The sequence below is a fragment of the Sphingomonas sp. CARO-RG-8B-R24-01 genome, from assembly GCF_022662295.1.
Taxonomy (GTDB): Bacteria; Pseudomonadota; Alphaproteobacteria; order Sphingomonadales; family Sphingomonadaceae; genus Sphingomonas.
Window position 1 is genome coordinate 535,128 of sequence record NZ_JAKNQI010000001.1, and the last position, 25,428, is coordinate 560,555.

Consider the following 25,428-nt stretch of genomic DNA (forward strand, 5'->3'; position numbering starts at 1 on the left):
CCGTTATGGGCACAGGGCGCGATGCGCCCTTTCCACAAGGTATGCAAACTAGGTTAACAACATCTAAAGGATGAGCCTTTGCTCAGCGCGCGCACGCCAAGTTCGATCGCGCCGAGCGGTCCCGCCATCCCGCCGAGTTCGGCCGGGACGACGAATGCCTCGATCGGCAGCAGGCCGCGCGCGCTGACATAGCCCGCCAGGCTCTCGACCAATCGCTCGCGGATCATTCCGAACAGGTGCGGCACCCCGACCATCACCCCGCCCCCCATCACGATCCGGCGGGGGATCCCGGTCAGCACGAGCATGTGGCAGAGTTGCGCCAGGGCATGGGCGACGCCCTCCCAGGCCGGGTCACCGATAGCAAGGTCGGAAGCCGGTCGCCCGGTCCGCGCACGGATCGCGGTACCCGACGCCAAGCCCTCGAGGCAGTCGCCGTGGAACGGACAGGATCCCGCCCAGGAATCCCCCGCCAGCCGTACCGGCCGGATGTGACCCAGCTCGGAATGGGTCAGACCGGTCACCGGAGTTCCGCCAAGCACCAGCCCAACCCCAAGTCCGGTACCGACGGTGACATAGGCGTGGTCGGCAACGGTCCGCGACGCGCCCCAGCGTCCCTCTCCGAGCGCGGCGCCAGCGACGTCGCTGTCAAACCCTGTCGGAACGCCGGTCGCGCGCGCCAGCCGCGCGCCGACATCGGTGTGCGACCAGCCCGGCTTTGGCGTCGCGGTGATGAAACCATGGGTCGGGTCCGCTGGATCGAGCGAAACCGGCCCGAAGCTCGCGATGCCGAGCGCTTCGTAACCCGACCAGCCTGCCAGGACCGCTTCCACCGCGCGCAGCGTTTCCTCGGGCGTGGTGGTCGGGATCGTCACCGTATCGCGCACGTCGTCGGGCCCGCTGGCGAGCACGCAGATGACCTTCGTCCCGCCCAGCTCGACCCCTGCGATCAACGGCGTGCTCATTCCACCGTCACCGACTTGGCAAGGTTGCGCGGCTGGTCGACATCGGTGCCCTTGATCACTGCGACATGGTACGCGAGCAACTGCACCGGCACCGCATAGACCAGCGGCGCGATCAGCGGGTGGACCTTTGGCATGGTGATCGTCGCGAGACAGCCGTCGCCAGCCGCCTGGATCCCGTCGTAATCCGAGATCAGCACCACCTTGCCGCCGCGCGCCTGGACTTCCTGCATGTTGCTCACGGTCTTGTCGAACAGCGGCCCCGACGGCGCGATGACGATCACGGGCACGTTTTCGTCGATCAGCGCGATCGGCCCGTGCTTCATCTCGCCCGCGGCATACCCTTCCGCGTGGATGTAGCTGATTTCCTTGAGTTTCAGCGCGCCTTCGAGAGCGAGCGGATAGTCGGTGCCGCGCCCCAGATAGAGCACGTCGCGTGCGACCGCGACATGATGCGCCATCGCCTCGATCGCCTCGTCATAGGCGAGTGCGCCGTTGAGCGCGGCGGGGGCTTCGGCGAGATGCTTGACGATCATCTTCTCCTCGGCCGGGCTGAGCTTGCCCTTCGCCCGCGCGAGGTTGGCGGCAAGTGCGGCGAGTACCGCGAGTTGGCAGGTGAACGCCTTGGTCGAGGCCACGCCGATCTCGGGGCCTGCGTGGGTCGGGAGCAGGATGTCCGCCTCGCGCGCCATCGAGCTGGTCGGCACGTTGACGACGACCGCGATCGTCTGGCCCTCGGCCTTGGCGTGGCGCAGCGCCGCGAGCGTGTCGGCGGTCTCGCCCGACTGGCTGATGAAGAGCGCGAGACCGCCCTCCTCCATCACCGGCGCGCGGTAGCGGAATTCGGACGCGACATCGAGGTCGACCGGCACGCGCGCGAACTGCTCGAACCAGTATTTGGCGACCATGCCCGCGTAGAAGCTGGTGCCGCACGCGACGATCGTCACGCGCTTGATCGTCGACAGGTCGAACTCTGGGATCGGCAGCGTGACGCGCTCCTCCATCCGCTGGAGATACGAGCGCAGCGTCTGTGCAACGACGATCGGCTGCTCGTAAATCTCCTTGAGCATGTAATGCTTGTGGTTGCCTTTGGAGACGAGATCGCCGGTCACGCCCGAGATCGTGATCGCGCGTTCGACCGGCGTGTTGTCGCGGTCATAGACCTGCGCGCCGTCGCGCGTCAGCACGACCCAGTCGCCCTCGTCGAGATAGGCGATCCGTTGCGTCAGCGGCGCGAGCGCGAGCGCGTCCGATCCGAGGTACATCTCGCCCTCGCCATGCCCGACAACGAGCGGCGAGCCGAGCCGCGCGCCGATCAGCAGATCGGGATGCTGACGAAACAGGATCGCGAGCGCGAACGCACCGTGCAGCCGCGGCAGGATCTCGCGTACCGCCTCGATCGGGCCGAGCCCGGCCTCGACCTTCTCGCTGATCAGATGCGCGACGACTTCGGTGTCGGTCTCGCTGGTAAAGGTGCGCCCGCGCGCGATCAGTTCGTCGCGGAGCGGCTTGAAGTTCTCGATGATTCCGTTGTGGACGACCGCGACTTCGCCGGTCGCATGCGGATGCGCGTTGTTGGTGGTCGGCCCGCCATGCGTTGCCCAGCGGGTGTGCGCGATCCCGGTCTTGCCAGGCAGCGGATGCGCGGCGAGTTCGTTCGCGAGATTGATCAGCTTGCCCGAAGCGCGCCGCCGCTCGATCGCGCCGTCGAAGTCGGTCGCGATGCCGGCGGAATCATACCCGCGATATTCGAGCCGCTTGAGCCCGTCGAGCAGACGATCCGCGACGTCTTCGGTGCTCAGGATGCCAACGATGCCACACATGTAATTGTCTCGATCTAGAGGGTGTAGGGGATGCGGATGCCCGGCATGTTGGCCGGGAAGTCCTTGGTGTTGCGGGTCACTAAAATGCGTCCGTGAACCTGCGCCGACGCGAGGATGACCGAGTCGGCAAGCTTCAGCTGGCGCTCGTTGCGCAGTTCTGCCGCGCGTGTCGCAACGGGAATATCGAGCTCATCGATCAGGAACCCCTCCAGCAGCGATTTCGTCCGCGGCATCGCGATCGGGTCAACGCGGGACATGACCTCGATCCACGTCAGCCGACTGATCCACCGATCGTCGACCGATTCGAGCTCGCGCTGCGCGGACCCGTTGCCGTTGAGGGCATCGATCAGGATATTGCTGTCGAACGACATGGCGCTCACGATTTTGGCGACGGCTGCACGCCCCGAAGCTGATCGCGATAGATCGCGCGCTGACGATCATCTTCCGCGTCGAAGAGATCGGGAAACTCGGCTTTGACGCCTTCGTAATCGTCGTCCCACGGACGGGTCCAGCTCGCGCGTTCGCGCCGCTGCCATTCAACGGCGTCACCAATGTCGGTGCGATCCTTCCAGGCCCCGAAGCCGGCGCGCAACGCCGTCCGTCGGCGTTGCCGATCCCCCTCTTCCGCGTCGCTCGCGATCAGCCGATCGACCGCGTCACGGATCACCGCCGCGCGCGACCGACCGAGCTCTGCCGCGATTTGATCGAGCCGCGCAATGCGATCGTCGCCGAGCGAAACCAGGGTCCTGCTTGCCATCATCGATAGATATCATCGCGTGATATCACTTGCCAGCTTTCTTCGCCGTCATCACGTCGCGAAAGCGCTTGGCCCATCCGGACTTGGAGACTTGCTGCGGCCGCACCAGTGCGAGCGCATCCGCCTCGACATCGGCGGTGATCACCGACCCGGCGCCGACGATCGCGCCCGCGCCGATCGTCACCGGGGCGACCAGCGCCGAATTCGACCCGATGAACGCGCCCGCGCCGATCACCGTCTTGTACTTGAAGAAGCCGTCGTAATTGCAGGTGATCGTGCCCGCGCCGATGTTCGCGCCTTCGCCGACCTCGGCATCGCCGAGATAGGTCAGATGGCTCGCCTTCGCGCCCGCGCCGAGCACAGCCTTTTTCATCTCGACGAAATTGCCGATCTTGGACTTCTCCCCCATCACCGCGCCGGGGCGAAGCCTGGCGAACGGACCAACCTCGGCTTTCGCGCCGATCGTCGCGCCCTCGATGTGGCTGAAGGCATGGATCATGACCCCGTCCGCCACCGTCACGCCCGGGCCGAACACCACGTTGGGCTCGATCACGACGTCACGACCGATCCGCGTATCGTGCGCGAACCAGACGGTTTCGGGCGCGATCAGCGTTGCGCCGTCCGCCATCGCGCGGAGGCGACGCTGCCTCTGCCAATCCGCCTCGACGGCGGCGAGTTCGGCGCGGCTGTTGACGCCCGCCACTTCACCCGCGCTGGTCTCGATCACCGCGGAGGCGCGGCCATCGGCCGCGGCCAGCATGACGATATCGGGCAGGTAATATTCCCCCGCCGCATTGTCGTTCCCGACGCGCGCGAGCAACGCGAACAGGTCGGCGCTGCGTACCGCCATCAATCCCGAGTTGCACAGGTCGACCGCGCGCTCCGCCGCGGTTGCGTCCTTATACTCGACCATCTTCTCGATCACGCCGTCGTGTGCGATGATCCGGCCATAGGCACCGGCATCGGCCGGCCGGAAACCCAGCACGACCGTCGCGGGTGCGTCCGCGGCGTTGAGCCGATCGAGCATCGCGCGCATCGTCGCGGTCGAAACCAGCGGCACGTCGCCATACAGGATCAGCACATCGCCCTCGAACCCGGCCAGCGCCGCCTCGGCCTGCGCCACCGCATGGCCGGTACCGAGCTGCTCGGCCTGCAAAGCGGTCGCGATTCCCAGCGGTGTGACCGCAGACTCGACCTGTTCGCGGCCCGCACCCGTGACGACGACGGTCCTGGCGGGATTGAGTGCCGCGATACTGTCGACGAGATGGAGCAGCATCGACCGCCCGGCGATCGGGTGGAGGACCTTGTGCAGGTCGCTTTTCATGCGGGTGCCCTTGCCGGCGGCAAGGACGATTGCGGCTACGGGACGGTTCATGCCGCGTGCCCTGCCACGAGACTCTTGCCATTTCCAGAACAACCCTGTCAGTCACACCGACATGAGCAAGAATTCATTCGATATCGTGGGTTTCGACCTTGATGGAACGCTGGTCGACAGCAGCGGCGACCTGACCGCCGCGGTCAACGACACGCTCGCCTCGGTCGGTCGCGCGCCCCTCAGCGTGGCGCAAGTCAAGACGATGGTCGGCGGCGGCGCCAAGCACATGCTGACGCAGGGGCTGGAAGCCACCGGTGGCATCGAGGCCGAGGCGTTCCGCCCACTCTACAAGCGGATGCTCGATTACTATGGCGAGCATCTGTCGGTCCATACGCGGCCCTTTCCGGGGGCAGTCGAGGCGCTGGACGCCTTGGCGGCGCGCGGGATCACGGTCGCGGTTTGCACCAACAAGTTCGAATCCTTCGCCACGCGGCTGCTGACCGACCTGGGCCTGATCGATCGCTTCGCCTGCATCATCGGCGGCGATACGCTGGGCCCCGGTCTCTCCAAGCCCAACCGCGCGCCGATCGACGCGATGATCGTGCGTTCCGGAGGGGGACGCGCGGCGTTCGTCGGCGATTCGATCTACGACATCATGGCCGCGCAAAATGCCGAAATTCCGGGTATCGCCGTCAGCTTCGGCTTTCTGCTGGAACCGGTCGAGCAAATGGGCGCGGACGCGGTAATCGACTCCTTCGACAAATTGATCCCGACGCTGGAGCAGCTCTCAGCCTGACCCCGGCCCGGCGCCGCCCTTGCGCCATTTAGTCCACAGATGGCGCGCGAGCAGGCCGGGCGGCATCCGCAGCCAGTGCGACCGGACATAGAACGCCATGCGGGTCACCGGACGGCCGGGGCGGCCCCAACCGTCCCGCGCGGTGATGCGGAACAGATACAGCCGGTCGATCAGGGTCACCCGCTTGGCATCGCCATACAAGGCTTCGGCCAGTCGCAACGCCCGCGCGACTTCGCGGCCAAGCCCATGGTGGGACGCTCTGGCCGCCAACCCATGTGTGCCGAACTGGCCCACCAGGCACTGCACGTCCCAGAGATTGCGCATCCCACCCGCCAAATCCCCGTCGGCAAACAGATGCGCCGCCGCATGGACGAGCATGTCGTTGGGACACAAACCAGAGATGCCCGGAGCTAGCTCGACCGCATCCGCAAGCAATGCCGCCGGATCCGGTTTGATCCGTGCCGTCGTAGGGAGGATCGTGTGGTGCACGTCGATCATTCGATCGCGCTCGCGGTGGATCAGGGGCGGCAACTCGTGCATCCACTGCCGATAATAGGCATCGTCATAGGGGTCCGGCTTGACCCATTCCCATCCGGCCTCGAGCAAGGCCGCCTCGACCACGGCGATGCGATCGCGCGGCACCAATATGTCCAGATCGCCAATCGACCGTCCGATCCCGGCGCGCATCCCGGCAGCCGCGAAGGCCGTACCCTTGAGCAGCACCAGCCGCTCCCCGACCAGCGCCAGCACCCGCCGTGCCGCTTCGGCTTCCCACAGGGCGACGATCTGCCCCTGGACGGCGGACATCCGCGCATCGTCGAGGATTCGCGCGACCTGGGCCGGAACGGCGACCCCTTCCAATCGAAACGACAGCGTACCGATCATCTGTTCGGCGCGCGCGATCGCGATTACCGCGTTCCAGTCCTCTGCGTCGAAGCGCGCGACACAGTCGGGGTCCCGCAGGACGCGCGCGAGCAGCCAGCCGTTCACAGCGCGGCCCACGCCGCCTCCACCTGTTCGACGGCGCACTCGGTGTGGGGGTAATCGATGGCACGCGCGGGCAACGCCTTGACCAGCGCGGTAAGGGCATCGAACCCGCGCTCTCCCAGCGCGACATAGTTGGTCGAGGCCTGGGTCAACCGGACGAACACTTCGCTTGGCGCCACGTCCCGCTCCGCGCGTGAAAAGCCGAAGCTCGGGAAGAAGATGGCGACCGGGCGCGCGGGTCGGTCCATCGCGGCGATGGTCGCCGCGTCAGCAACCAGATGGCGGATCGAGCCCTTCGGCGTATTGGTCAGCAACGGCCCGAGCCGCCGCGCCGGAACTTCGGCGGAAAGCGCGGCGATCCCGGCGTTCTTCAGGCTGATCGGCCGGGGAAACGCATGGACCAGCCCGGTCGCGGGATCGATCAGCGCAAACTCGTCCGCCATCAGTCGCCACCCTCGCAGCGACAGCAGCGCCGCAAGCGTCGACTTTCCGGATCCCGAAACCCCCGTCAGCAGGATCGCGCGCCCCTCGCGCTCGACGACCGCGGCATGAAGCAGCAGATACCGCCGTTGCCCGAGCGCCATCTGGAGGTTCATCCCCATCTCCGCCGCCAGCAGGCCTTGCGCCAGGGGCAGCGGCGCTGCTTCCGGCAGGACGTAGTCCCCGCCGATCATCACGGCCGGGCGCAGGAAACGCCGCCACGGCCGGGCCGCGAACAGCCGAACCGAAAAGTCGACCACGCCGCCGTGCGGGGCGGGATAGCCGGCATAGATATGCTCGAGCTGAGCGATCGGCGCACGCCAGTCGGACCCGATGCGAAACCCGACGGGCCCGACGCGGACGGAAAGGACGTGGCGCATGCTCAGCGCGTCGGTTCGCAGGCGACCAGCCCGCAGGCGACCAGTTCGGCGAGCCGCGCCGCCAGCGCGTCCGCATCCTCCTCCGCCAGCGCATATTGCCCCTGCAACTTGGCATGCAATCCGGACACGGTAAGCCCGGCCTCGCCCAGCGCGGCGAGGAGTTCGGGCGCGGGTGAGGTGAGCAGGTGCGTGATGCCCGACGTACAGTGATAGACCGCAGCAAAACTATCCAGCTGGACGATGCGAAGCGCCTCGGGCCGCGCCATACGATACAGGAGATGCTCGGCTGGTTCCTTCACGCGGCTCAGCCGCGCGGCATCTGCAACGACGCAAAGCAGGTAAAGCCGCTCGTCCCCGATTGCAGACGCCGGATATAGTTGGTGTAGGCGCGACTCTGGCTGGAATTGGTGCCTGGCAACTGCCCCCCGGCAAGCGCCGTGCGAACGTCCTCTCCCTTGAACGGGCGGCCCGGTGGCGCGAATGCCCCCTGCGTTCCGGCCGGTACGGTGCTGCCGTCGGCCGCGATATAGCTTCCAGCCCGCCCGGCGTCCGGCACCGGAATCTCGCAGGTCGAGATCGACGCCACCGTTGCGGCGAGCGCGGGGCGGATCGAAACCACTGCCGCCGCTGACACCGCACCGAGCATCAGCGCGCGCCGCCGCGTGGCCGCCGGGACATCGGGGGTATCGTCGTTCATGATCATCGCCCTTTCACATTCGCGATTCACTGGCAAGCGCAGGGTCCGCATCAAGCGGCATTCGCGTCTCGTCCCGGCACAGTGTCGGCTTCCGCGCGTCGCGAACACCGGCTAAGGCGGCGACCATGTTGCAAGGGTTCGGATCTCGCACGGTCATCGCCATCGGGCTCGTCGTCATTGCGGCGATCGCGGTCTTCTTGCTCGAATGGAACCTCCAGGCCGCGATCATCGCGCTGGTCGGGGGGGTCGCGGCCGCGCTCACCGCAACCGGAACCGGCGATCAGCCGATCGAGACGCCGCGCCCGGTCGAAGTGGCTGCCCCTGCCCCCGTACCAAATCTGCAGGAGGTGATCGAAGCCATCGTCGGTCCCGTGCTGATCGTCTCTGAAGGCCGGGTGGCCCACGCCAATACGGCGGCGCTCGGCCTGCTCGGCAAGCATATCGTCGGCGAAGACGTGCGGATCGCGATCCGACATCCCGGCGCCGCCGAACGTCTCGCCAGCCCGATCGCGGGCATGCCGCAAGGCCCGACAAACCTGGTCGGGCTCGGGGCACTGGATCAGCATTGGGAAATGCATGTCAGCAGTACGGCGAGCGGCCAACGCGTCGTTCACCTGATCGACCGCACCGGCAATCATGCGGCCGAGCGGATGCGGGTCGACTTCGTCGCCAACGCCAGCCACGAATTGCGTACCCCGCTTGCGTCGATCCTCGGCTATATCGAGACGCTCGGCGACGACAAGGCGGGCGAAGATGCTCAGGTCCGCGGCCGTTTTCTGAAAATCATGTTCGACGAGGCGCGGCGGATGCAGCGGCTGGTCGAGGACCTGATTTCGCTCAGCCGGATCGAAGCGGAAAAGTATCGTCTTCCCGACCGCGCGGTCGATCTCAGCGAACTGGTGGGCGAGGTGCGCTCGGAATTGCTGGACGCCCAGAACGTCCGCAGCAACGATATCGTCACCGATCTCGACCTCGGCGTTCCTACGGTCGCGGGGGATCGCGCCCAGCTCAGCCAGGTGCTGCACAACCTCATCGGCAATGCGATGAAATATGGCCGGGTCGGCACGCCGGTGACGGTCAAGCTCTGGCGCGATCGCGTGGGTATGGTGCGGATCAGCGTGGCCGACGAGGGCGAGGGTATCGCCCCCGAGCATATCCCCCGCCTGACCGAGCGCTTCTACCGCGTAGACCCGGGCCGCAGCCGCGCGGCAGGCGGAACCGGCCTCGGTCTGGCGATCGTCAAACACATCGTCGAACGCCATCGTGGCCGCTTCGACGTCGCCAGTACGGTGGGCAAGGGTACCACCGTCACGCTGATGCTGCCGCCGCACGACAAGGCCACCCCGCCCTTGTCCTCACGCGCGATTTCCCCGGACAATGTCATCAAACGGTAACGACAACGTCACAGAGGCACGTGGGTGAGGATGGTAAGCGACTCCGGGGGCCACAGCTTTGACATCCGAGTCCACGGCCCGAGGGGAGATTCCATGAACCGGAAAAACGCGAAAGTCGTCAAGGCCTTGGGCACGCTGGTTGCCGCATCTGCGGCCGTCACATTGGCGGCATGCCAGGATCAGGCCAATGGCGGTGGCGCCGGGTCGCGCGACCATATCACCGTGGTTGGCTCCTCTACCGTATTTCCCTTTACCACGATGGTGGCCGAGCAGCTCGTCAACAGCACGCCGGGCACCAAGGCCCCGGCGATCGAATCGACCGGCACCGGCGGCGGGATGAAGCTGTTCTGTGCAGGCATCGGCGCCGCGCACCCCGACATCGAAGACGCCTCGCGCCGGATCAAGGCGAGCGAGTACAAGACATGCGTCGACAACGGCGTTTCCCGGATCATCGAGGTCCAGATCGGGCTCGATGGCATTGCCTTCGCCGAATCCAAGAACGGCCCTAAACTGCAGCTGACCGCCGTCGACCTGTACCGCGCACTCGCCGCGACGCCGAATGGCCAGCCCAACACCGCCAAGACATGGAAAGACGTCAATCCGGCGCTGCCGGCGGTGCCGATCCAGGTCTATGGCCCGCCGTCGACCAGCGGCACCCGTGATGCACTGGCCGAGCTGATCCTCGCGCGCGGTTGCGATGCGATCAACCCCAAGATGGCCGACATCAAGGACAAGGATCACGCCGCCTACGCCAAGGGCTGCACTGCGATCCGCGAGGACGGCGCCTATGTCGATGCGGGCGAGAACGACAATCTGATCGTCCAGAAGCTGCAGTCCAACCCGAATGCGGTCGGCATCTTTGGCTATTCCTATCTCGAGCAGAACAAGGACAAGCTGAACGGCGTGCCGATCAACGGCGTCGAGCCGACCTATGAGACGATCGCGCGCGGGGCCTATCCGGGATCGCGGCCGCTGTTCCTTTACGTGAAGGCTGCGCACCTGACCGCGATCAAGGGCCTGCGCGAATTCCTCGCGCTCTACGTCAAATCGTGGGATCCGAACGGCCCGCTCGTCGCCAAGGGGCTGATCGCAGCACCGGAGGACGTGCGCAAGCGGAGCGCGGAGATCGTCAAGAACGAGACGCTGCTCAATCCGTCGAAGCTGCTCTGACCCGTTCCTCCTGCCTTAAAACGAGCCTGACCTAGTGTCCTTCTTTGCGCTTTTCCTGGTGATTGCCGGGCTTGGGCTGATCGGCTGGCTGACGGCGCGGATGCGCGCCGTCGCCTTCCGGCGTGGCAGCACCGCGCGGTTCAGTTCCCTGCCCTCGCACTTCGGCGGTTATGTCGCGCTGTGCACGATCGTGCCCGCGGCATTGTTTCTGGCTGTGTGGGCGGCAACCTCGCCCGCGCTCGTCACCAACAGCGTGCTCCACGACCCTGCCGCGGTGCAATTGCCGGCGCCCGGGTTCGACCGGGCAGCGATCCTGTCGGAGGCGCGCAGCCTTGCCGCGGGCCGCAGCTTCGGCGCGTTCAATCCATTGTCGCAGAAGCTCGCGCCTGCCTATGCGACTGCGCAGACGCGGATCGACTGGATCGGCACCGCGGTCGCCCTGCTGCTCGCCTTTGCCACCGGCGGCTTCGCCTTCACTCGCGTCCGCCCCGATTTCCGGGCGCGGACCAAGATCGAGTTCGTCGTGATGGGCGCGCTGTTATGCGCATCGCTAATCGCGATCCTGACGACCATGGGGATCGTCGCGTCCTTGCTGTTCGAATCGTGGCGCTTCTTCGAAGTCGTGCCGATCACCGATTTCCTGTTCGGCACGCATTGGAGCCCGCAGGTAATCGACCCGGCCGACCCGGGCGCGACGCTCGGCGCGGTCCCGCTGTTCTGGGGGACGTTCCTGATCGGCGCGGTCATCGCGATGGTCGTGGCGATCCCGTTCGGCCTGATGAGCGCGGTCTATCTCACGCAATATGCGTCTGCCTCGGCGCGTCGCTGGATGAAACCGATCCTCGAGGTGCTCGCCGGCGTGCCGACCGTCGTCTACGGGTATTTCGCCGCGCTCACGGTGGCGCCGGCGGTCCGCGACTTCGCGGTGTCGATCGGGATTACCTGGGCGAGTTCCGAAAGCGCGCTCGCTGCGGGACTGGTGATGGGGGTGATGATCATCCCGTTCGTCTCGTCGATGGCAGACGATTCGCTCGCCGCGGTCCCGGGAGCGATGCGCGACGGCAGCCTTGCAATGGGCGCGACCTCCTCCGAGACGATCCGCCGCGTGTTGCTGCCCGCAGCCCTTCCGGGCGTCGTCGGCGGCGTGCTGCTCGCGGTGTCGCGCGCGATCGGCGAGACGATGATCGTGGTCATGGCCGCCTCGGGCGTGGCCACGCTGACGCTCAACCCGTTCGCCAGCGCGACCACCGTCACCAAGCAGATCGTCGACCTGCTGACCGGCGAGGCCGAGTTCGATAGCCCGAAGACGCTGGCCGCCTTCGCGCTCGGGCTAACGCTGTTCGTCATCACCCTGTTGCTCAACATTGTCGCCCTGACGGTCGTCAAACGGTACCGTGAAGCTTATGAGTGAAACCCTCGTCGCCCAGGTACCGGTCGGCCCCGCCGAGCCACCGGAGCGCGCGCCCACCGACTGGCGGACGCAATCGATGCAGCGCCGGATCCGCCAGCGCTACGCCGCCGAGCGCCGCTTCCGGTTGCTGGGGCTTGCCGCGGTCGTGCTGTCGGCGGGGTTCCTTGCGGTGCTGCTCGTGACCATGGTCTATAACGGTGCGAGCGGGTTCCTGCAGACGCAGATTGCCTTGCCGATCGACTTCCCACAGGCTGGCCTCGCGCTTGATCCGGCGCATCTGAAGGGCCCAGGCGCCGATCTCGCGCTTGCCAGCGCCGGGGTCGAGGGTGTCACCGCCGCCGCCGCGACCGCTGCGTTCGGCAAGGACGGGCCCAAGATGTTGTCGGACGGCGCATGGCTGTCGGTGCGCGCCGCGATCAAGCGTGATCCGGCGATACTCGGGGGCCGCAGCATCGTCTGGGTCCCTGCAAGCGACCCGATCGACATCGCCGCCAAACGCGAAGGCGCGCCCGCCGACGAGGCGACCGTTGCCCATCTCAAGGCGCAGCACGCGATCTCGACCGGGTTCAACCTTCCCTTCCTGACCGCTTCGGATTCGAACGACCCGACCCGCGCCGGGATCTGGGGCGCGCTCAAGGGGTCCATCTTCACGATGATCGTGACGCTGCTGATCGCCTTCCCGGTCGGTGTCCTTTCCGCGCTGTATCTCGAGGAATATGCGCCGCGGAACCGCTGGACCGACCTGATCGAGGTCTCGATCAACAATCTCGCGGCGGTGCCCTCGATCATCTTCGGGCTGCTCGGTCTCGCGGTGTTCCTCGGCACGTTCGGCCTGCCGCGCTCGGCGACGATCGTCGGCGGTCTGACGCTCGCGCTGATGACGATGCCCGTCATCGTCATCGCCGGGCGCAATGCGATCAAGGGCGTGCCCCCGTCGATCCGCGATGCCGCGTTCGGCGTCGGCGCGAGCCCGGTGCAGGTCGTGTTCCACCACGTGCTGCCGCTCGCGCTGCCCGGCATCCTGACCGGCACGATCATCGGCATGGCGCGCGCGCTCGGCGAGACCGCGCCGTTGCTGATGATCGGGATGCGCGCGTTCATCTCCGCGCCGCCCGCCCGGCTGACCGATCCGTCGACCGTGCTGCCGGTCCAGATCTTCCTGTGGTCCGACCAGATCGACCGTGGCTTCGTCGAGAAGACCAGCGCGGCGATCATCGTGCTGCTCGTCTTCCTGCTCGCGATGAACGGCTTCGCCATCTACCTCCGCAACAAATTCGAGACCCGCTGGTGAGCATTCCAAACCAACACAAGATCTGCGCAAAACGGGTCAGCGTCTATTACGGAGCCAAGAAAGCGATCGACGATGTGTCGCTCAATTTCGACCAGCGCTACGTCACGTCGCTGATCGGTCCGTCCGGCTGCGGCAAATCGACCTTCCTGCGCACGCTCAACCGGATGAACGACACGATCCCCAGCGCGCGGGTCGAGGGCGACATCACGCTGGATGGCGAGGACATCTATGACCCCGCGATGGACGTGGTACAGCTGCGCGCGCGGGTCGGCATGGTCTTCCAGAAACCGAATCCTTTTCCGAAGACGATTTTCGAGAACGTCGCTTATGGCCCGCGCATCCACGGCCTCGCTGCCAACAAGGCCCAATTGGCGGAGATCGTCGAACAATCGCTCCGTCGGGCCGGCCTGTGGGACGAGGTCAAGGATCGGCTGAGCGACAGCGGCACCGCCTTGTCGGGCGGCCAGCAGCAGCGGTTGTGCATCGCGCGCGCGATCGCGGTCGACCCCGAGGTGATCCTGATGGACGAGCCGTGCTCCGCGCTCGACCCGATCGCGACCGCCAAGATCGAGGAGTTGATCCATGAACTCAACGGCCGCTACGCGATCGTGATCGTCACGCACAACATGCAGCAGGCCGCGCGCGTGTCGCAGCGGACCGCGTTCTTCCATCTCGGGACGCTCGTCGAATATGGCGCGACCTCGGACATCTTCACCAATCCGCGGCAGGAACGCACCAAGGATTACATCACCGGCCGCTACGGCTGAGACAGGACGCCATGCCCACCAACGAACATACGATCAAAGCCTTCGACGCTGAAATCGGCCAGTTGCGCGGCCTGATCGCGCAGATGGGCGGCCTTGCCGAACAGGCGATCGGCGCCGCGATGGAAGCGCTGCGCCTGCACGACCTGGAAGGCGCGCGCGCGATCATCGACGGCGACAAGCGCATCGACGCGCTCGAGATCGAGGTCGAGCAGCTCGCGGTGCGGATCATCGCGCTGCGCGCGCCGCTCGCGGACGATCTGCGCGAAGTCGTCGCCGCGCTCAAGATCGCGGGCGTGGTCGAGCGGATCGGCGATTATGCCAAGAACATCGCCAAGCGGGTTCCCACGATCGAAAGCCACGGCGAGATCGAGCCACTGTCGGTCCTCCCCGCCATGTCCGTGCTCGCGGTGCAGATGGTCCACGACGCGCTCGACGCCTTCGCCGCGCGCGATGCCGCCGCCGCGGTCGAGGTCTGCGCGCGTGACCGGCAGGTCGACGATTTCTACAACAGCCTGTTCCGCGTGCTCGTCACGCACATGATGGAAAACCCCAAGACGATCGGTCAGGTCGCGCAATTGCTGTTCATTGCCAAGAACCTCGAACGGGTCGGCGATCACGCGACGAACGTTGCCGAAATGGTGTATTTTGCGGCGACCGGCACGCACATGGTCGAACGCGACCGTGGACCAATGTCCCATTTAACGCCGACCGCTTGAAGGAGTGATCGCCATGGCTCGTGCTAAAATGTTGCTGGTGGAAGACGACGCGGCATTGGCCGAGTTGCTGGTGTGGCACTTCAAGCGCGAGGATTTCGAGATCGCGCAGACGCCCGATGGCGAGGAAGCCTTGCTGCTCGCCAAGGAGAATACGCCCGACATCGTCCTGCTCGACTGGATGGTCGAGGGCCTGTCGGGGATCGAGGTATGCCGCCGCCTGCGCCGCATGCCGGAGACCGCGAACGTCCCCATCATCATGCTCACCGCGCGCGGCGAGGAGGAGGATCGCGTGCGCGGGCTCGAGACCGGCGCGGACGATTACGTCACCAAGCCCTTCTCGCCGCGCGAACTCGTCGCGCGGGTCGGCGCGGTGCTGCGGCGCGTGCGCCCCGCGCTGGCGGGCGAGCAGCTGACCTATTCGGACATCGAGATGGATACGGTCGGCCACAAGGTCCGGCGTTCGGGCGAAGTCATCCCGCTCGGGCCGACGGAGTTCCGCCTACTCAAGCACTTCCTCGAGCATCCCGGCTGGGTCTTCTCGCGCGAGCGGCTGCTGGATGCGGTTTGGGGGCATGACAGCGACATCGAAAGCCGCACGGTCGACGTCCATATCCGCCGGCTGCGCAAGGCGATCAACCGCGGCGATCGTCCTGATATCATTCGCACCGTTCGCTCGGCGGGCTACGCACTCGATTCGGGAGCGTAAGAATTTTGGGAGCCATGCCGCTACACGCGCGTTCATCCGCCCGTGCAGCACACAATGCTGCCCGTTCGTAGGAGATCCTATATGAAGATCATGATGTTCGCGGCACTCGCCGCTGCAGTTTCCATGCCTGCCCTCGCGCAGACCGCTCCCGCAACCCCCGACACGTCGATGCAGCAGCCGGCCCCGGCACAGCCCGCCGGCGACCCGGCGATGCAGCAGCCCGCGCCCGCAGCGCCGGCAGCCGATCCGGCGATGGGCGCCCCAGCCGGTGGCCCGGCCATGGCACCCGCCGGTGGCCAGCCGCCGATGGCAGCTCCCGCCGCCGCAGCACCGATGCCGGCAACCGCAGACTATCCGGCCTGCTCGAGCACCGTGAAGGACCAGTGCATCGACAAGCGCGGTAACGGCGGCGCGCGCAAGCACACGATGCGTCGCAAGCACAAATAATAGCGTCGGCGGCGCGTTGGCGCCGCCGCCTCTAGCTAACAAAGGCCGACGTAGCGGAAAGTCGCTACGTCGGCATTTTTGTGGACGCGGGTCCGGCCGCATCGACCGGAACCGGGACGCTTCGTGCTCTTGCACGCCCCGTGCAAACGCCTAGGACGCGCTCGAACCACAGTAGAGGAGCTCCCCCATGTCCATCCGTTTCGATGATAAGATCGCGATCGTCACCGGCGCCGGCGGCGGCCTGGGTCGCGCCTATGCGCTCGAACTCGCGAAGCGGGGCGCGAAGGTCGTGGTCAATGATCTCGGTGGCTCGCGCGACGGCACCGGCCACAGCGACGCCGCGCTGAAGGTCGTCGAAGAGATCGAGGCTGCCGGCGGTACCGCGATGTCGAACGGCGGCAGCGTTACGGAATATGAGCAGATGGTCGAGATGGTCGCCAAGGCCAAGGAAGCCTGGGGCGGCGTCCATATCGTCATCAACAATGCGGGCGTCCTGCGCGACAAGAGCTTCGCCAAGATGGAGCCCGCCGATTTCAAGTTCGTGATCGACGTCCACCTCAACGGTTCGGCCAACGTCACCAAGGCGGTGTGGGACACGATGCGCGCGCAGAATTACGGGCGCCTCCTGATGACCGCGTCGTCGACCGGGCTGTACGGCAATTTCGGCCAGGCGAATTACGGCGCGGCCAAGCTCGGGCTCGCGGGGCTGACCAAGACGCTCGCGATCGAGGGCGCGAAGAACAACATCAAGGTCAACACGATCGCGCCGACCGCGGGCACGCGGATGACCGAGGACCTGTTCCCCGCCGAGGCGTTCGCCGCCTTCGCACCCGAGAAGGTCGCACCCGCCGCGTTGTATCTCGTGTCGGAAGAGGCGCCGACCAACATGATCGTCGGCGCTGGCGCGGGTGTGTTCCAGGCGGCGTACGTGACGCTTACGCAGGGCAAGCTGCTGACCGGGGACGACCTTTCGCCTGAAGGCATCGCGGCGCATTGGGCCGAGATCACCGACCGGACCGGCGAACTGACGCCGCAGAACGGCGCGGAACAGTCGATGAGCATTCTGAAGAAGTTGCAGGGCGGCTGATTCGCCTTGGGGTCGAAGCTGGCGTCAGGCGCCGGCTTCGACTTCGCTCGGTCCGAACGGAATGTGGTGGTAGGCAGCCCCTCCCCCGTTCGCCCTGAGCGAAGTCGAAGGGCTTACACAACGCCCGCGTCAGTCCTCGACCACCTTCATCAACCGCCGCTCGACCGGTGCCAGCACCGGACCAAGCTCATGTCCGCGCTTGAGCACGACGCCCTGTTCGTTGACGAGCGCCCACATTCCCTGCCGGTTGCGCAGCTCCGGGCGCTTCTCGATCCGCACCTCTGGCCGCTCGGCCGAGCGCCGGAACGCGGCGAACACCGCGACGTCCTGTCCGAACTCCACCGCATAATCGCGCCAGATCCCCGCCGCGACCATCCGCCCGTACAGGTCGAGGATGCGGTTGAGTTCGAGCCGTTCGAACCCGACTTGAGTCGGCTTGCCACGAACGACCGGAAAAGGCGTAACCGTCCCCATCAGGCGCGGTCGCGGATGTCCTGATCGGCAAGCAGCGCGTCGAGCCGCTTGCGCATCGTTTCCAGTTCACAGCGCAGCAATTCGACCTTCTGCGTCTGCGGGTCGAACGCATCTGTGCATGGCGTGCCGTAGGCGAGGAACTGCGCGGGTTGCTTGCCGCCCTCGACCATCGTCGCCCGCGCCGGAATGCCGACCATCGTGGCGCCCTGCGGCACGTCGCGCGTCACCACCGCATTCGCGCCGACGCGCGCGCCCTGCCCGACCGTGATCGGCCCGAGCACCTGCGCGCCCGATCCGACGATCACGCCGTCGAGCAGCGTGGGATGCCGCTTGCCGGGAACCCCATTATCCGGGTTGGTCCCGCCGAGCGTGACGCACTGGTAGATCGTGACGTTGTCGCCGATCTCGGCCGTCTCGCCGATCACGACGAAGCCATGGTCGATGAAGAAATTGCGCCCGATCTTGGCGCCCGGATGGATGTCGATCGCGGTCAGGAAGCGGCTCATGTGGTTGACCGCGCGCGCCAGGAAGAACAGCCGCGCCCCGAACAGACGGTGCGCGATGCGATGATAGGCGAGCGCCCATACGCCTGGATAGGTGAGGATCTCCCACCGCGAACGGGGCGACGGGTCGCGCGCCTTGATCGAATCCAGATAGGCGACCAGCCGTCCCATCATCTGCGTATTCCCCTTATATCGTCGCGCTATCTAGGCGTTCACACGGGGAAATTAAAGGACCGCCGCCGAACGAGCCGGGGATATGCATACCCTAGCAAGCTTGTAGGATATTGAGTTTCCCGCGATAACGTTAGGATATTGCCGGAGAAGACACGCTTATGCCCGATCTTGCCGCGCTCGACTGGAGCACGATCTTTTGGACGATCCTCCCGTTCATCGCAGTGGGTTTCGCCGCGCAGATGATCGACGGCGCGCTCGGCATGGCGTTCGGCGTGATCACCAATACCGCGCTGGTCGTGTTCCTTGGCATGCCACCGCGGCTGGCGTCCGCGACCGTCCACGCGGTCGAAAGTTTCACCACCGCCGCGTCCGGGATCAGCCATGTCCTGCAGCGCAATGTCGACTGGAAACTGTTCGGCCGGCTGGTCATTCCCGGCATGATCGGGGGCGTGCTGGGGGCGTATGTGTTAAGCACCCTCGATGCCGATGTCGCCAAGCCGTTCGTCATGGCGTATCTCGCCGCGATCGGGCTGTACCTGCTGTACCGCGCCTGGCGCGGGACGGTCGAACCGCGCGAGCCGCGGATCGTCGAACCGCTGGGGCTGATCGGCGGGTTTCTCGATGCGGCGGGCGGCGGTGGCTGGGGACCGGTGGTGACGTCGAACCTGCTGGTCCAGGGTGCGCAGCCACGCAAGACGATCGGGACCGTCAATACCTCGGAATTCTTCCTGACGACGACGATCTCCGCGACGTTCCTGGTCACGATCGGCTTTTCGGCCTTCACGCTGCAAGCGATCGGGATCCTGATCGGGGGAGTCGCGGCGGCGCCGTTCGGCGCGGTGCTGGCCAAGCGCGTCCCCGCGCGGCCGCTGATGGGACTGATCGGCGGGTTGCTGACCGCGACGAGCGCCTATTCGGTGTGGGCGGCGCTCGCCTGACGGCCGTCATGCTGAACTTGTTTCAGCATCCACCGAGCAACACGCATAATCCGGATGCGCAAGGGGCCCGATCCTGAAACGAGTTCCGGATGACGGGTGGTTTTGCAGAACGCCCGCGAAAGCGGGGATCCATTGTCTGGCCGGTCGACTAGAGGCGGTGACGGCAGCCAGTATGGATCCCCGCTTGCGAGGCGATGACGAAAAGGGCTCAGTTGATCGCGGCGTGGACCGTGGCGACCGCCTTCATCACCGCGCCGATCCGGACCGCGGTCTGGATCGCCTCGGCGGTGGCGCCGGCCTTCTTGAGGATCTGCTCGTGCGAATCGATGCACATGCCGCAGCCGTTGATCGCGCTGACCGCGAGGCTGAACAGCTCGAAATCGACCTTGTCGATCCCCGGCTGGCCGATCACGTTCATCCGCAGCTTGGCGGGCATGTTCTGATATTCGGCATTCCCGGCAAGATGCGTGAAGCGATAATAGACGTTGTTCATCGCCATCACCGCCGCCGCCGCGCGCGCTGCCGTCGCCGCTTCCGGGGTGAGCTTCGCTGCAACTTCGGCTTCGGCGGCATCGACCAGCGGCTTGTAGCCCGTCGCGTGCGCGCACGACAGGAACAGGCCGAACTTCTGCTGGTCGGGCAGATGCGCCTCGTTGAGGAGCGAGCCGACGTTGAGGCGGATATCCTTGGCAAAATCCGGGAGCGTCCCGGCGAATTCCTTGAGGGACATGGGGTTTCCTTTTCAGAGACACGTCACCCCGGCGCCGGGCGGAGCCGTCAGCTTGTGTTTCGCAACAGCCGTTACGCGACCAACCTGACGGCCCCGGCCTTCGCCGGGGTGACGGGAGAATGGGCGCGACCGTTCGGCCGCGCCCGTCAGGGATTATGCCGCGAGCTGGAGGACGTCGTCGCCCTTGTTCCAGTTGCACGGGCACAGCTCGTCGGTCTGCAGCGCGTCGAGCACGCGGAGCGTCTCGGCGGGGTTGCGGCCGACGTTCAGGCCGTTGACCTGGACCGCCTGGATGACGTTGTCCGGATCGATGATAAAGGTCGCGCGGAACGCGACATGCTCGTTCTTGTCGAGAATGCCGAGCTGCGATGCGAGCACGCCGCCGTTATCCGCAAGCCACGGGAAGTCCGCCGCCGCCAGATCGGGGTCCGACTTGCGCCAGGCGAGGTGGACGTGCGCGGTGTCGGTCGACGCGCCGATCAGGACCGCGTCGCGATCCTCGAAGTCGCCCTTCAGGCCGGCATAGCCGACGATCTCGGTCGGGCACACGAAGGTGAAGTCCTTTGGCCAGTAGAACAGGACCTTCCACTTGCCCGGGAACGCATCCTGGCTGAGCGTCTCGCCGGCCGGAAGCGCGCTGGTGCCCTGCTGGACGGGAACGGTGAAGTCGGGGAGCTTGTCGCCGATGGTCAACATGATGGTGGCCTCCTGGTTGGAATGGGGGCCTCTCGTCGACATCCTCGTTTCGCGGCGCTTGGGGCGCCGTCTCGTTGGAAAGGCCCATATAGGCCCTAGTCTTATCGATCCAAGTAGTTATTTACCGTCGCGTGATCGATTGGAGCAATGAGTGGCGACGTACCTTCCGACTTTGAAGCAATTGCAATACCTTGTGGCGCTGCAAGACCATGGTCACTTCGGCCGTGCCGCCGAGTCGTGTTTCGTCACGCAGTCCACCCTGTCTGCCGGCCTGCGCGAGCTGGAAACGCTGATCGGTGTAACGCTGGTCGAACGCACACGTCGCGTCGTCCGTTTCACCCCGCTCGGGGAACGGATCGCCGAAAAGGCGCGCCGCGTCCTGCGAGAAGCCGACGAGCTCGGTGACATGGCGCGCGCGGCGGGCCGGCCTCTCTCGGGCGAGATGCGGATGAGTGTCATCCCGACGATCGCACCATTCATGCTGCCGCGTATCCTTCCCCGGTTGCGTCGCGACTATCCGGACCTGAAGCTGTTCCTGCGCGAGGAACCGAGCGGGGCGGCTTGCGAAGGACTGCATCACGGACGGGCGGATTGCGTCCTGCTGGCGCTCCCCTTCGCCTGCGGCGAAGTCGACTCGCAGGTGCTGTTCGAGGACCGCCTGTTCGTCGCGGGGGCTCCTGACGAGATGGGGGACGCGACCCTGGCGATGCCAGCCGGCGAAATTGACGAGACGCGCCTGCTGTTGCTCGAGGACGGGCATTGTCTGAAGGACCACGCCTTGTCGGCTTGCGCCCGACCGGAGCTCCGCGCCGAGGCGACGATGCTCGGGACCTCGCTCCACACCATCGTACAAATGATTGATAATGGGCTAGGTCTTACGATGTTGCCGGAAATGGCGCTCAAGGCCGGGATCCTGGAACACACCGGTCTCATCGCGCGACCGCTCGATGCGGCCAGTCCTTCGCGTCGGATAGCGCTGGTCTGGCGCCGCGGATCCCCGCGCGAGAAGGACTTCCAGTTGCTCGCGACTGCGCTCGCCGAGGCGGCGTGACGAAACCATTTCGGACCTCAACCGTAGTTAGGGGGCGCAGCCTTCCGAGGCCGCGACTGTTTCACTGGAGAGCCTCATGACTTTCAAGACCACGTTCACCATGGCTGCAATGGCCAGCACGCTCGCGATCGGCGCTGCCGCAACCGCGCAGACGGCGCCAGCCACGCCGGCGCAAACAGCACCGATGGCCGGTGCGCCTTCCGCCGCCGCGACGACCAATCCGACCGTCGGCGGGGCCGCCATGGATGCGACCAAGACGATTGCCGTCAACGCATCCGCAGCCCCCAACCTGAGCACGCTGGTTGCCGCCGTGAAGGCAGCGGGCCTTGCGACGACGCTGTCCGGCCCGGGCCCGTTCACCGTTTTCGCGCCGACGAATGATGCGTTCACGCGCCTCGCGCCCGGCACGGTCGACACGCTGATGAAGCCGGCGAACAAGGCGACCCTCGCCAAGGTCCTGACCTACCATGTCGTTCCCGGCACGATCACGCTGGCAGACCTGCAGCAGAAGGCGACCGCCGGTGGCGGCAAGGCTGTTCTGACGACGGTCGAGGGCGAGCCGCTGACGGTCGAGATTACCAATGGTGCGGTGCAGTTGACCGACGTCAACGGCAACAAGAGCTATGTCGAGACCCCTGACGTGCGCCAGTCGAACGGTGTGGTCCATGTCGTCAACGGCGTAGTGTTGCCGAAGCTGAACTAACCCTTCCACCGCGCGGCGGCGGCATCGTCGCTGTCGCGCGGTTCGACCCAGCTGGTCTCGTCGCCGCGCGTCTCCTTCTTCCAGAATGGCGCTTCGGTCTTCAGACGATCGATCAGGAATGCGCATGCTTCCAGCGCCGCACCGCGATGCCGCGCGGCCGTGCCCACGAAGACGACGATCTCCCCGGGTCGCATATCGCCCACGCGGTGCGTCACGCGCGCGCCGATCAGGTCCCACCGGGCGGCAGCTTGTTCGCAAAGCGTGACGAGCGCTGCCTCGGTAGCGCCCGGATAATGTTCCAGCGACAGGATCGCCACGCCATCGTCGCTGCGCACCAAGCCGACGAAGGTGGCAATGCCGCCAGCGCCGGTGGAGGCGATGGCCTCGAATTCGGCGCCCTGGTCGATCACCGCCGTACTGACCGTGACTGCGATCATCCGCCGGTCACCGGCGGGAAGATAGCGACCTCCCGGGCCGACCCGAGCGGCGCATCCAACGGGACGAACAGCTGATCAACAGCCGCGCGCAACCGATCGCGATTCTCGAAGGCGGCGGCGTGGACCGCGCTTTGCGCCGCGAGCCAATCGATCAGCGCTCTGACGGTCGTCACGTCGGTCGGCGGCGAAACCGTTTCCGCCGCCTGCCCGATCCGTTCGCGCACCCAGGCGAAATACAACATCTCGATCGTCACGACTCAGTCCATATGCTTGAGGCCGACGCGCAGGTAATCCCAGCCCGTCACCACGGTCAGCGCCGCCGCTGCCCAGAGCGTTACCAATCCGACCTGCCCGACCCACGGATACCCCGGCAACGCGCCGCCGAGGATGAGCGCGCCGAGCGAAACCAGCTGGAACGTCGTCTTCCACTTCGCCAGCTTCGATACCGGCACCGAAACCTGCAACTGCGCCAGAAATTCGCGCAATCCCGAGACGGCGATTTCGCGCAGGAGGATCACCAGCGCCGCAACCTGATGGATGCCCGAAATGATCGCGGGTTCTGGCCCCCGCGTGCCGACCAGCAACAGGATGACCGCCGCGACCATGATCTTGTCGGCGATCGGATCGAGGAAAACGCCGAGCTTCGACACCGTTCCTTGCGCCCGTGCGAGATAGCCGTCGAAATAATCGGTGATCCCCATCAGGCAGTATAGGACAAACCCGGCGGCATAGCCGTCGATCCAGCCGGGCCACCACAGGAACCAGGCCAGCAAGGGTATCGCGACGATGCGCGACAGGGTGAGAAGGTTGGGGAGCGTCAGCACGGACCCGCTGTAGCCGCGCGTCGACGCCTGGGAAAGCCCGCGCGATAATTCGCGTAGGTCAAAGGGTTTACCGAATGGCGGGTTGCCGCTTGCGGCAAGCCTGGGCTATGGCAGGTCCTTATTCCTGCCATATCGAGGCCACGATCCCATCATGCTCAACGCGCTCGGCTTGCTGAAGGAGCGCCGTTTTCTGCCGTTGTTCGTCACCCAGTTCCTTGGCGCGTTCAACGACAACCTGTTCAAGACGGTCATGGTGCAATTCGCGATCTACAAGATCTTCGCGGATCCCAAGCTGGAACAGAATTTTACGGCATTGGCGACAGCCCTCGGCATCATCCCGTTCTTTCTGTTCTCCGCACTGGCGGGGCAGCTGGCGGACACGAACGACAAGGCTAAGATCATCCGCATCGTAAAGACCGCGGAGATCCTGATCATGATCGTCGGGGCGGGCGGACTGATGCTAGCCTGGACCGGTTTCTCGACCGTCGGCCTGGTGCTGATGCTGTTCGCGGTGCTGTGCCTTGGCGTTCACTCCGCATTCTTCGGGCCGATCAAATATGCGATCCTGCCGCAGCATCTGCATGAGGATGAGGTTCTGGGCGGTACCGGGCTGGTCGAGTCCGCGACGTATCTCGCAATCCTCCTGGGCACGATCCTGGGCGGGTTCATGGCCGTGCAGCATGCCGCCATCGCGGTCCTCGCGGTTGCCGTGCTCGGCTGGCTCGCCTCGTTCAAGGTGCCGCCGGCGCGGCGCGAGGGCAAGGAACTGGTCGTCAACTACAATCCGTTCACGTCATCGTGGCGGCTGATCTCGGGTACCATGCACATCCGCCGGCTGTTCCTGGCGATCTGCGCCATCAGCTTCTTCTGGACCATGGGGTCGATCCTGATCATCGTGTTCCTGCCGCTCGCGAAGAACGTGCTGACCGCGGACAAGCACGTCTTCACGCTGATGACTGCGCTATTCTCGATCGGCGTCGCGGTCGGATCGGTGCTGATCAACGCGCTGCTGAAGGGCCACACCTCCGCAAAATATGCGCCGGCGTCGGTCCTTGCGATGGGCGGATTCGTCGTAGTGTTCTCGCTGCTGGTGCGCGGCTGGCCGGAAGCACCCGTCGGTACGCTGTACGACCTGATGAGCTTCATCGCCCTGCCCCGGGCGATCCTGCTCGTGCTGGTATTGATGGGGATTGCGGTGACCGGCGGGATGTTCGTGGTGCCGCTCTACGCGTTCCTCACCACCACCGTCAGCAAGGACGAAACCGCGCGGACCGTCGCAGCCAACAATGTCGTCAACGCCGGGGCGATGACGATCGGCGCGATCGGCGTTCAGGGGCTGACCCTGCTGGGGGTAACGCCGGACAACCTGCTGCTGGTCGTGGCTGCCATGTGCCCTGTGTCGGCGTGGATCGCCTGGAAGCTCCACGTCGCCTGCGACTGAGCCAGAGGCCCCGGCCGAGCCGGGATCGGGGCGTCAGCAGATGAACGTGTAGAAGCACACGAAGAATGCCGAGAAGCTCAGCACGAACAGCCTGACGTCCGAATCGTCCCGCGCCCGGGTGCGGGCGACCCGCTGCGCCACGACGGCCTGGCGGAACGGATGGCGGCTGCCGGACAAGGGGAGCGAGAGGTGGCGTTGCATGGCCGGATGTTAACGCTTTGTTTACGATGTCCGCCAGCGCTCGTTGCGGTTAACCGACGTGCAGAAATGGGAC

At 65.9% G+C, this 25,428-nt stretch carries 31 protein-coding genes; 14 read left to right on the plus strand and 17 right to left on the minus strand.

From position 1 onward, the window contains the following. Positions 1-53: 53 nt before the first annotated feature. Genes L8G49_RS02495 through glmU form a run of 5 tightly spaced genes read right to left on the minus strand, consistent with a single transcriptional unit; the run spans position 54 to position 4,914 of the window. A complete protein-coding gene (locus tag L8G49_RS02495; RefSeq protein WP_242137460.1) occupies positions 54-962 on the minus strand; it encodes an ROK family protein in 909 nt (302 codons plus the stop codon). Continuing rightward, positions 959-2,782 carry a glutamine--fructose-6-phosphate transaminase (isomerizing) gene (gene glmS, locus L8G49_RS02500; protein ID WP_242182260.1) on the minus strand — a complete coding sequence of 608 codons (1,824 nt, stop codon included), beginning with the start codon at positions 2,780-2,782 and terminating at the stop codon, positions 959-961. Before glmS ends, L8G49_RS02495 begins: the two co-directional genes overlap by 4 nt. 14 nt (positions 2,783-2,796) lie before the next feature. Next, positions 2,797-3,153 (minus strand): type II toxin-antitoxin system VapC family toxin, encoded by a 357-nt coding sequence (locus L8G49_RS02505; RefSeq protein WP_277923016.1) that lies wholly within the window; start codon positions 3,151-3,153, stop codon positions 2,797-2,799. Between the two features lie 5 nt (positions 3,154-3,158). Beyond that, on the minus strand, positions 3,159-3,542 hold the full coding sequence (locus L8G49_RS02510; protein ID WP_242137463.1) for a ribbon-helix-helix domain-containing protein: 384 nt from the start codon (positions 3,540-3,542) through the stop codon (positions 3,159-3,161). A gap of 22 nt (positions 3,543-3,564) precedes the next feature. After that, a complete protein-coding gene (glmU, locus tag L8G49_RS02515; protein ID WP_242182265.1) occupies positions 3,565-4,914 on the minus strand; it encodes a bifunctional UDP-N-acetylglucosamine diphosphorylase/glucosamine-1-phosphate N-acetyltransferase GlmU in 1,350 nt (449 codons plus the stop codon). A gap of 61 nt (positions 4,915-4,975) precedes the next feature. On the opposite strand from glmU, the gene L8G49_RS02520 reads away from it, so the two are divergent. Further along, complete coding sequence (locus L8G49_RS02520) at positions 4,976-5,650, plus strand: HAD-IA family hydrolase (protein WP_242182267.1); 675 nt, start codon at positions 4,976-4,978, stop codon at positions 5,648-5,650. On the opposite strand, the gene L8G49_RS02525 is transcribed toward L8G49_RS02520, so the two are convergent. From L8G49_RS02525 to L8G49_RS02540, 4 genes are read right to left on the minus strand one after another with little or no spacing between them, the layout of a single operon-like run. Further along, positions 5,642-6,652 carry a nucleotidyltransferase family protein gene (locus L8G49_RS02525; RefSeq protein ID WP_242182269.1) on the minus strand — a complete coding sequence of 337 codons (1,011 nt, stop codon included), beginning with the start codon at positions 6,650-6,652 and terminating at the stop codon, positions 5,642-5,644. The two genes, L8G49_RS02520 and L8G49_RS02525, sit on opposite strands and share 9 nt — an antisense overlap. Continuing rightward, positions 6,637-7,497 carry an HprK-related kinase A gene (locus L8G49_RS02530; RefSeq protein ID WP_242182271.1) on the minus strand — a complete coding sequence of 287 codons (861 nt, stop codon included), beginning with the start codon at positions 7,495-7,497 and terminating at the stop codon, positions 6,637-6,639. The genes L8G49_RS02525 and L8G49_RS02530 overlap by 16 nt, the downstream gene beginning before the upstream one ends. Before the next feature lie 2 nt (positions 7,498-7,499). Beyond that, entirely contained in the window at positions 7,500-7,796 is a 297-nt protein-coding gene (locus L8G49_RS02535; RefSeq protein ID WP_242182273.1) for an HPr-rel-A system PqqD family peptide chaperone, read from the minus strand. Positions 7,797-7,801: 5 nt separating this feature from the next. Next, positions 7,802-8,194, minus strand: coding sequence for a hypothetical protein (locus L8G49_RS02540; RefSeq protein ID WP_242137468.1), 393 nt, complete (start codon positions 8,192-8,194; stop codon positions 7,802-7,804). A gap of 125 nt (positions 8,195-8,319) precedes the next feature. Between L8G49_RS02540 and L8G49_RS02545 the strand changes: the two genes are divergently transcribed. From L8G49_RS02545 to L8G49_RS02585, 9 genes are all read left to right on the plus strand, one after another. Further along, on the plus strand, positions 8,320-9,588 hold the full coding sequence (locus L8G49_RS02545; protein ID WP_242182275.1) for an ATP-binding protein: 1,269 nt from the start codon (positions 8,320-8,322) through the stop codon (positions 9,586-9,588). A 93-nt stretch (positions 9,589-9,681) separates the two neighbouring features. Then, a complete protein-coding gene (locus tag L8G49_RS02550) occupies positions 9,682-10,758 on the plus strand; it encodes a substrate-binding domain-containing protein (protein ID WP_242182277.1) in 1,077 nt (358 codons plus the stop codon). A 34-nt stretch (positions 10,759-10,792) separates the two neighbouring features. Continuing rightward, positions 10,793-12,169, plus strand: coding sequence for a phosphate ABC transporter permease subunit PstC (pstC, locus tag L8G49_RS02555; RefSeq protein ID WP_242182279.1), 1,377 nt, complete (start codon positions 10,793-10,795; stop codon positions 12,167-12,169). Then, the gene (pstA, locus tag L8G49_RS02560; RefSeq protein WP_242137472.1) at positions 12,162-13,460 is read left to right on the plus strand and encodes a phosphate ABC transporter permease PstA; all 1,299 of its coding nucleotides are present in this window, start codon (positions 12,162-12,164) and stop codon (positions 13,458-13,460) included. Before pstC ends, pstA begins: the two co-directional genes overlap by 8 nt. Next, positions 13,457-14,227 (plus strand): phosphate ABC transporter ATP-binding protein PstB, encoded by a 771-nt coding sequence (pstB, locus tag L8G49_RS02565; protein ID WP_242137473.1) that lies wholly within the window; start codon positions 13,457-13,459, stop codon positions 14,225-14,227. Before pstA ends, pstB begins: the two co-directional genes overlap by 4 nt. An 11-nt stretch (positions 14,228-14,238) precedes the next feature. Further along, positions 14,239-14,943: a phosphate signaling complex protein PhoU gene (phoU, locus tag L8G49_RS02570; protein ID WP_242137474.1), complete on the plus strand. Its 705-nt coding sequence runs from the start codon at positions 14,239-14,241 to the stop codon at positions 14,941-14,943. 13 nt (positions 14,944-14,956) lie between these two features. Next, positions 14,957-15,649 carry a phosphate regulon transcriptional regulator PhoB gene (gene phoB / locus L8G49_RS02575; protein ID WP_010164457.1) on the plus strand — a complete coding sequence of 231 codons (693 nt, stop codon included), beginning with the start codon at positions 14,957-14,959 and terminating at the stop codon, positions 15,647-15,649. Between the two features lie 81 nt (positions 15,650-15,730). After that, positions 15,731-16,096: a hypothetical protein gene (locus L8G49_RS02580; protein ID WP_242137475.1), complete on the plus strand. Its 366-nt coding sequence runs from the start codon at positions 15,731-15,733 to the stop codon at positions 16,094-16,096. Between the two features lie 187 nt (positions 16,097-16,283). After that, a complete protein-coding gene (locus L8G49_RS02585) occupies positions 16,284-17,183 on the plus strand; it encodes an SDR family NAD(P)-dependent oxidoreductase (protein WP_242137476.1) in 900 nt (299 codons plus the stop codon). Between the two features lie 129 nt (positions 17,184-17,312). Here L8G49_RS02585 and L8G49_RS02590 read toward each other — a convergent pair whose 3' ends face one another. After that, entirely contained in the window at positions 17,313-17,657 is a 345-nt protein-coding gene (locus L8G49_RS02590) for a DUF2794 domain-containing protein (protein ID WP_242137477.1), read from the minus strand. Further along, positions 17,657-18,334, minus strand: a complete 678-nt coding sequence (gene epsC / locus L8G49_RS02595) for a serine O-acetyltransferase EpsC (RefSeq protein ID WP_242137478.1) — start codon at positions 18,332-18,334, stop codon at positions 17,657-17,659. The genes L8G49_RS02590 and epsC overlap by 1 nt, the downstream gene beginning before the upstream one ends. Positions 18,335-18,492: 158 nt before the next feature. On the opposite strand from epsC, the gene L8G49_RS02600 reads away from it, so the two are divergent. Beyond that, the gene (locus tag L8G49_RS02600) at positions 18,493-19,272 is read left to right on the plus strand and encodes a sulfite exporter TauE/SafE family protein (RefSeq protein ID WP_242137479.1); all 780 of its coding nucleotides are present in this window, start codon (positions 18,493-18,495) and stop codon (positions 19,270-19,272) included. A 208-nt stretch (positions 19,273-19,480) separates the two neighbouring features. On the opposite strand, the gene L8G49_RS02605 is transcribed toward L8G49_RS02600, so the two are convergent. Beyond that, positions 19,481-20,002 (minus strand): carboxymuconolactone decarboxylase family protein, encoded by a 522-nt coding sequence (locus L8G49_RS02605; protein WP_242182281.1) that lies wholly within the window; start codon positions 20,000-20,002, stop codon positions 19,481-19,483. A gap of 153 nt (positions 20,003-20,155) precedes the next feature. After that, positions 20,156-20,698 (minus strand): peroxiredoxin, encoded by a 543-nt coding sequence (locus L8G49_RS02610; RefSeq protein WP_242137481.1) that lies wholly within the window; start codon positions 20,696-20,698, stop codon positions 20,156-20,158. A gap of 151 nt (positions 20,699-20,849) precedes the next feature. On the opposite strand from L8G49_RS02610, the gene L8G49_RS02615 reads away from it, so the two are divergent. Both L8G49_RS02615 and L8G49_RS02620 read left to right on the plus strand, forming a co-directional pair. Continuing rightward, positions 20,850-21,749 (plus strand): hydrogen peroxide-inducible genes activator, encoded by a 900-nt coding sequence (locus L8G49_RS02615; RefSeq protein ID WP_242137482.1) that lies wholly within the window; start codon positions 20,850-20,852, stop codon positions 21,747-21,749. Between the two features lie 76 nt (positions 21,750-21,825). Further along, the gene (locus L8G49_RS02620) at positions 21,826-22,452 is read left to right on the plus strand and encodes a fasciclin domain-containing protein (RefSeq protein ID WP_242137483.1); all 627 of its coding nucleotides are present in this window, start codon (positions 21,826-21,828) and stop codon (positions 22,450-22,452) included. Here the strand turns inward: L8G49_RS02620 and L8G49_RS02625 are convergent. The 3 genes from L8G49_RS02625 to pgsA are packed head-to-tail and all read right to left on the minus strand — an operon-like array spanning position 22,449 to position 23,713. Further along, on the minus strand, positions 22,449-22,889 hold the full coding sequence (locus L8G49_RS02625; protein WP_242182283.1) for a molybdenum cofactor biosynthesis protein MoaE: 441 nt from the start codon (positions 22,887-22,889) through the stop codon (positions 22,449-22,451). The two genes, L8G49_RS02620 and L8G49_RS02625, sit on opposite strands and share 4 nt — an antisense overlap. Further along, entirely contained in the window at positions 22,886-23,143 is a 258-nt protein-coding gene (gene moaD / locus L8G49_RS02630) for a molybdopterin converting factor subunit 1 (protein ID WP_242182285.1), read from the minus strand. Before moaD ends, L8G49_RS02625 begins: the two co-directional genes overlap by 4 nt. Before the next feature lie 3 nt (positions 23,144-23,146). Next, the gene (gene pgsA, locus L8G49_RS02635) at positions 23,147-23,713 is read right to left on the minus strand and encodes a CDP-diacylglycerol--glycerol-3-phosphate 3-phosphatidyltransferase (protein WP_242137486.1); all 567 of its coding nucleotides are present in this window, start codon (positions 23,711-23,713) and stop codon (positions 23,147-23,149) included. Between the two features lie 151 nt (positions 23,714-23,864). Here pgsA and L8G49_RS02640 point away from each other — a divergent pair, with 151 nt between their 5' ends. Continuing rightward, positions 23,865-25,154: an MFS transporter gene (locus L8G49_RS02640; RefSeq protein ID WP_242182287.1), complete on the plus strand. Its 1,290-nt coding sequence runs from the start codon at positions 23,865-23,867 to the stop codon at positions 25,152-25,154. A 33-nt stretch (positions 25,155-25,187) separates the two neighbouring features. Here the strand turns inward: L8G49_RS02640 and L8G49_RS02645 are convergent, their stop codons facing one another. Further along, positions 25,188-25,355, minus strand: a complete 168-nt coding sequence (locus L8G49_RS02645; protein WP_242137488.1) for a hypothetical protein — start codon at positions 25,353-25,355, stop codon at positions 25,188-25,190. Positions 25,356-25,428 lie beyond the last annotated feature (73 nt).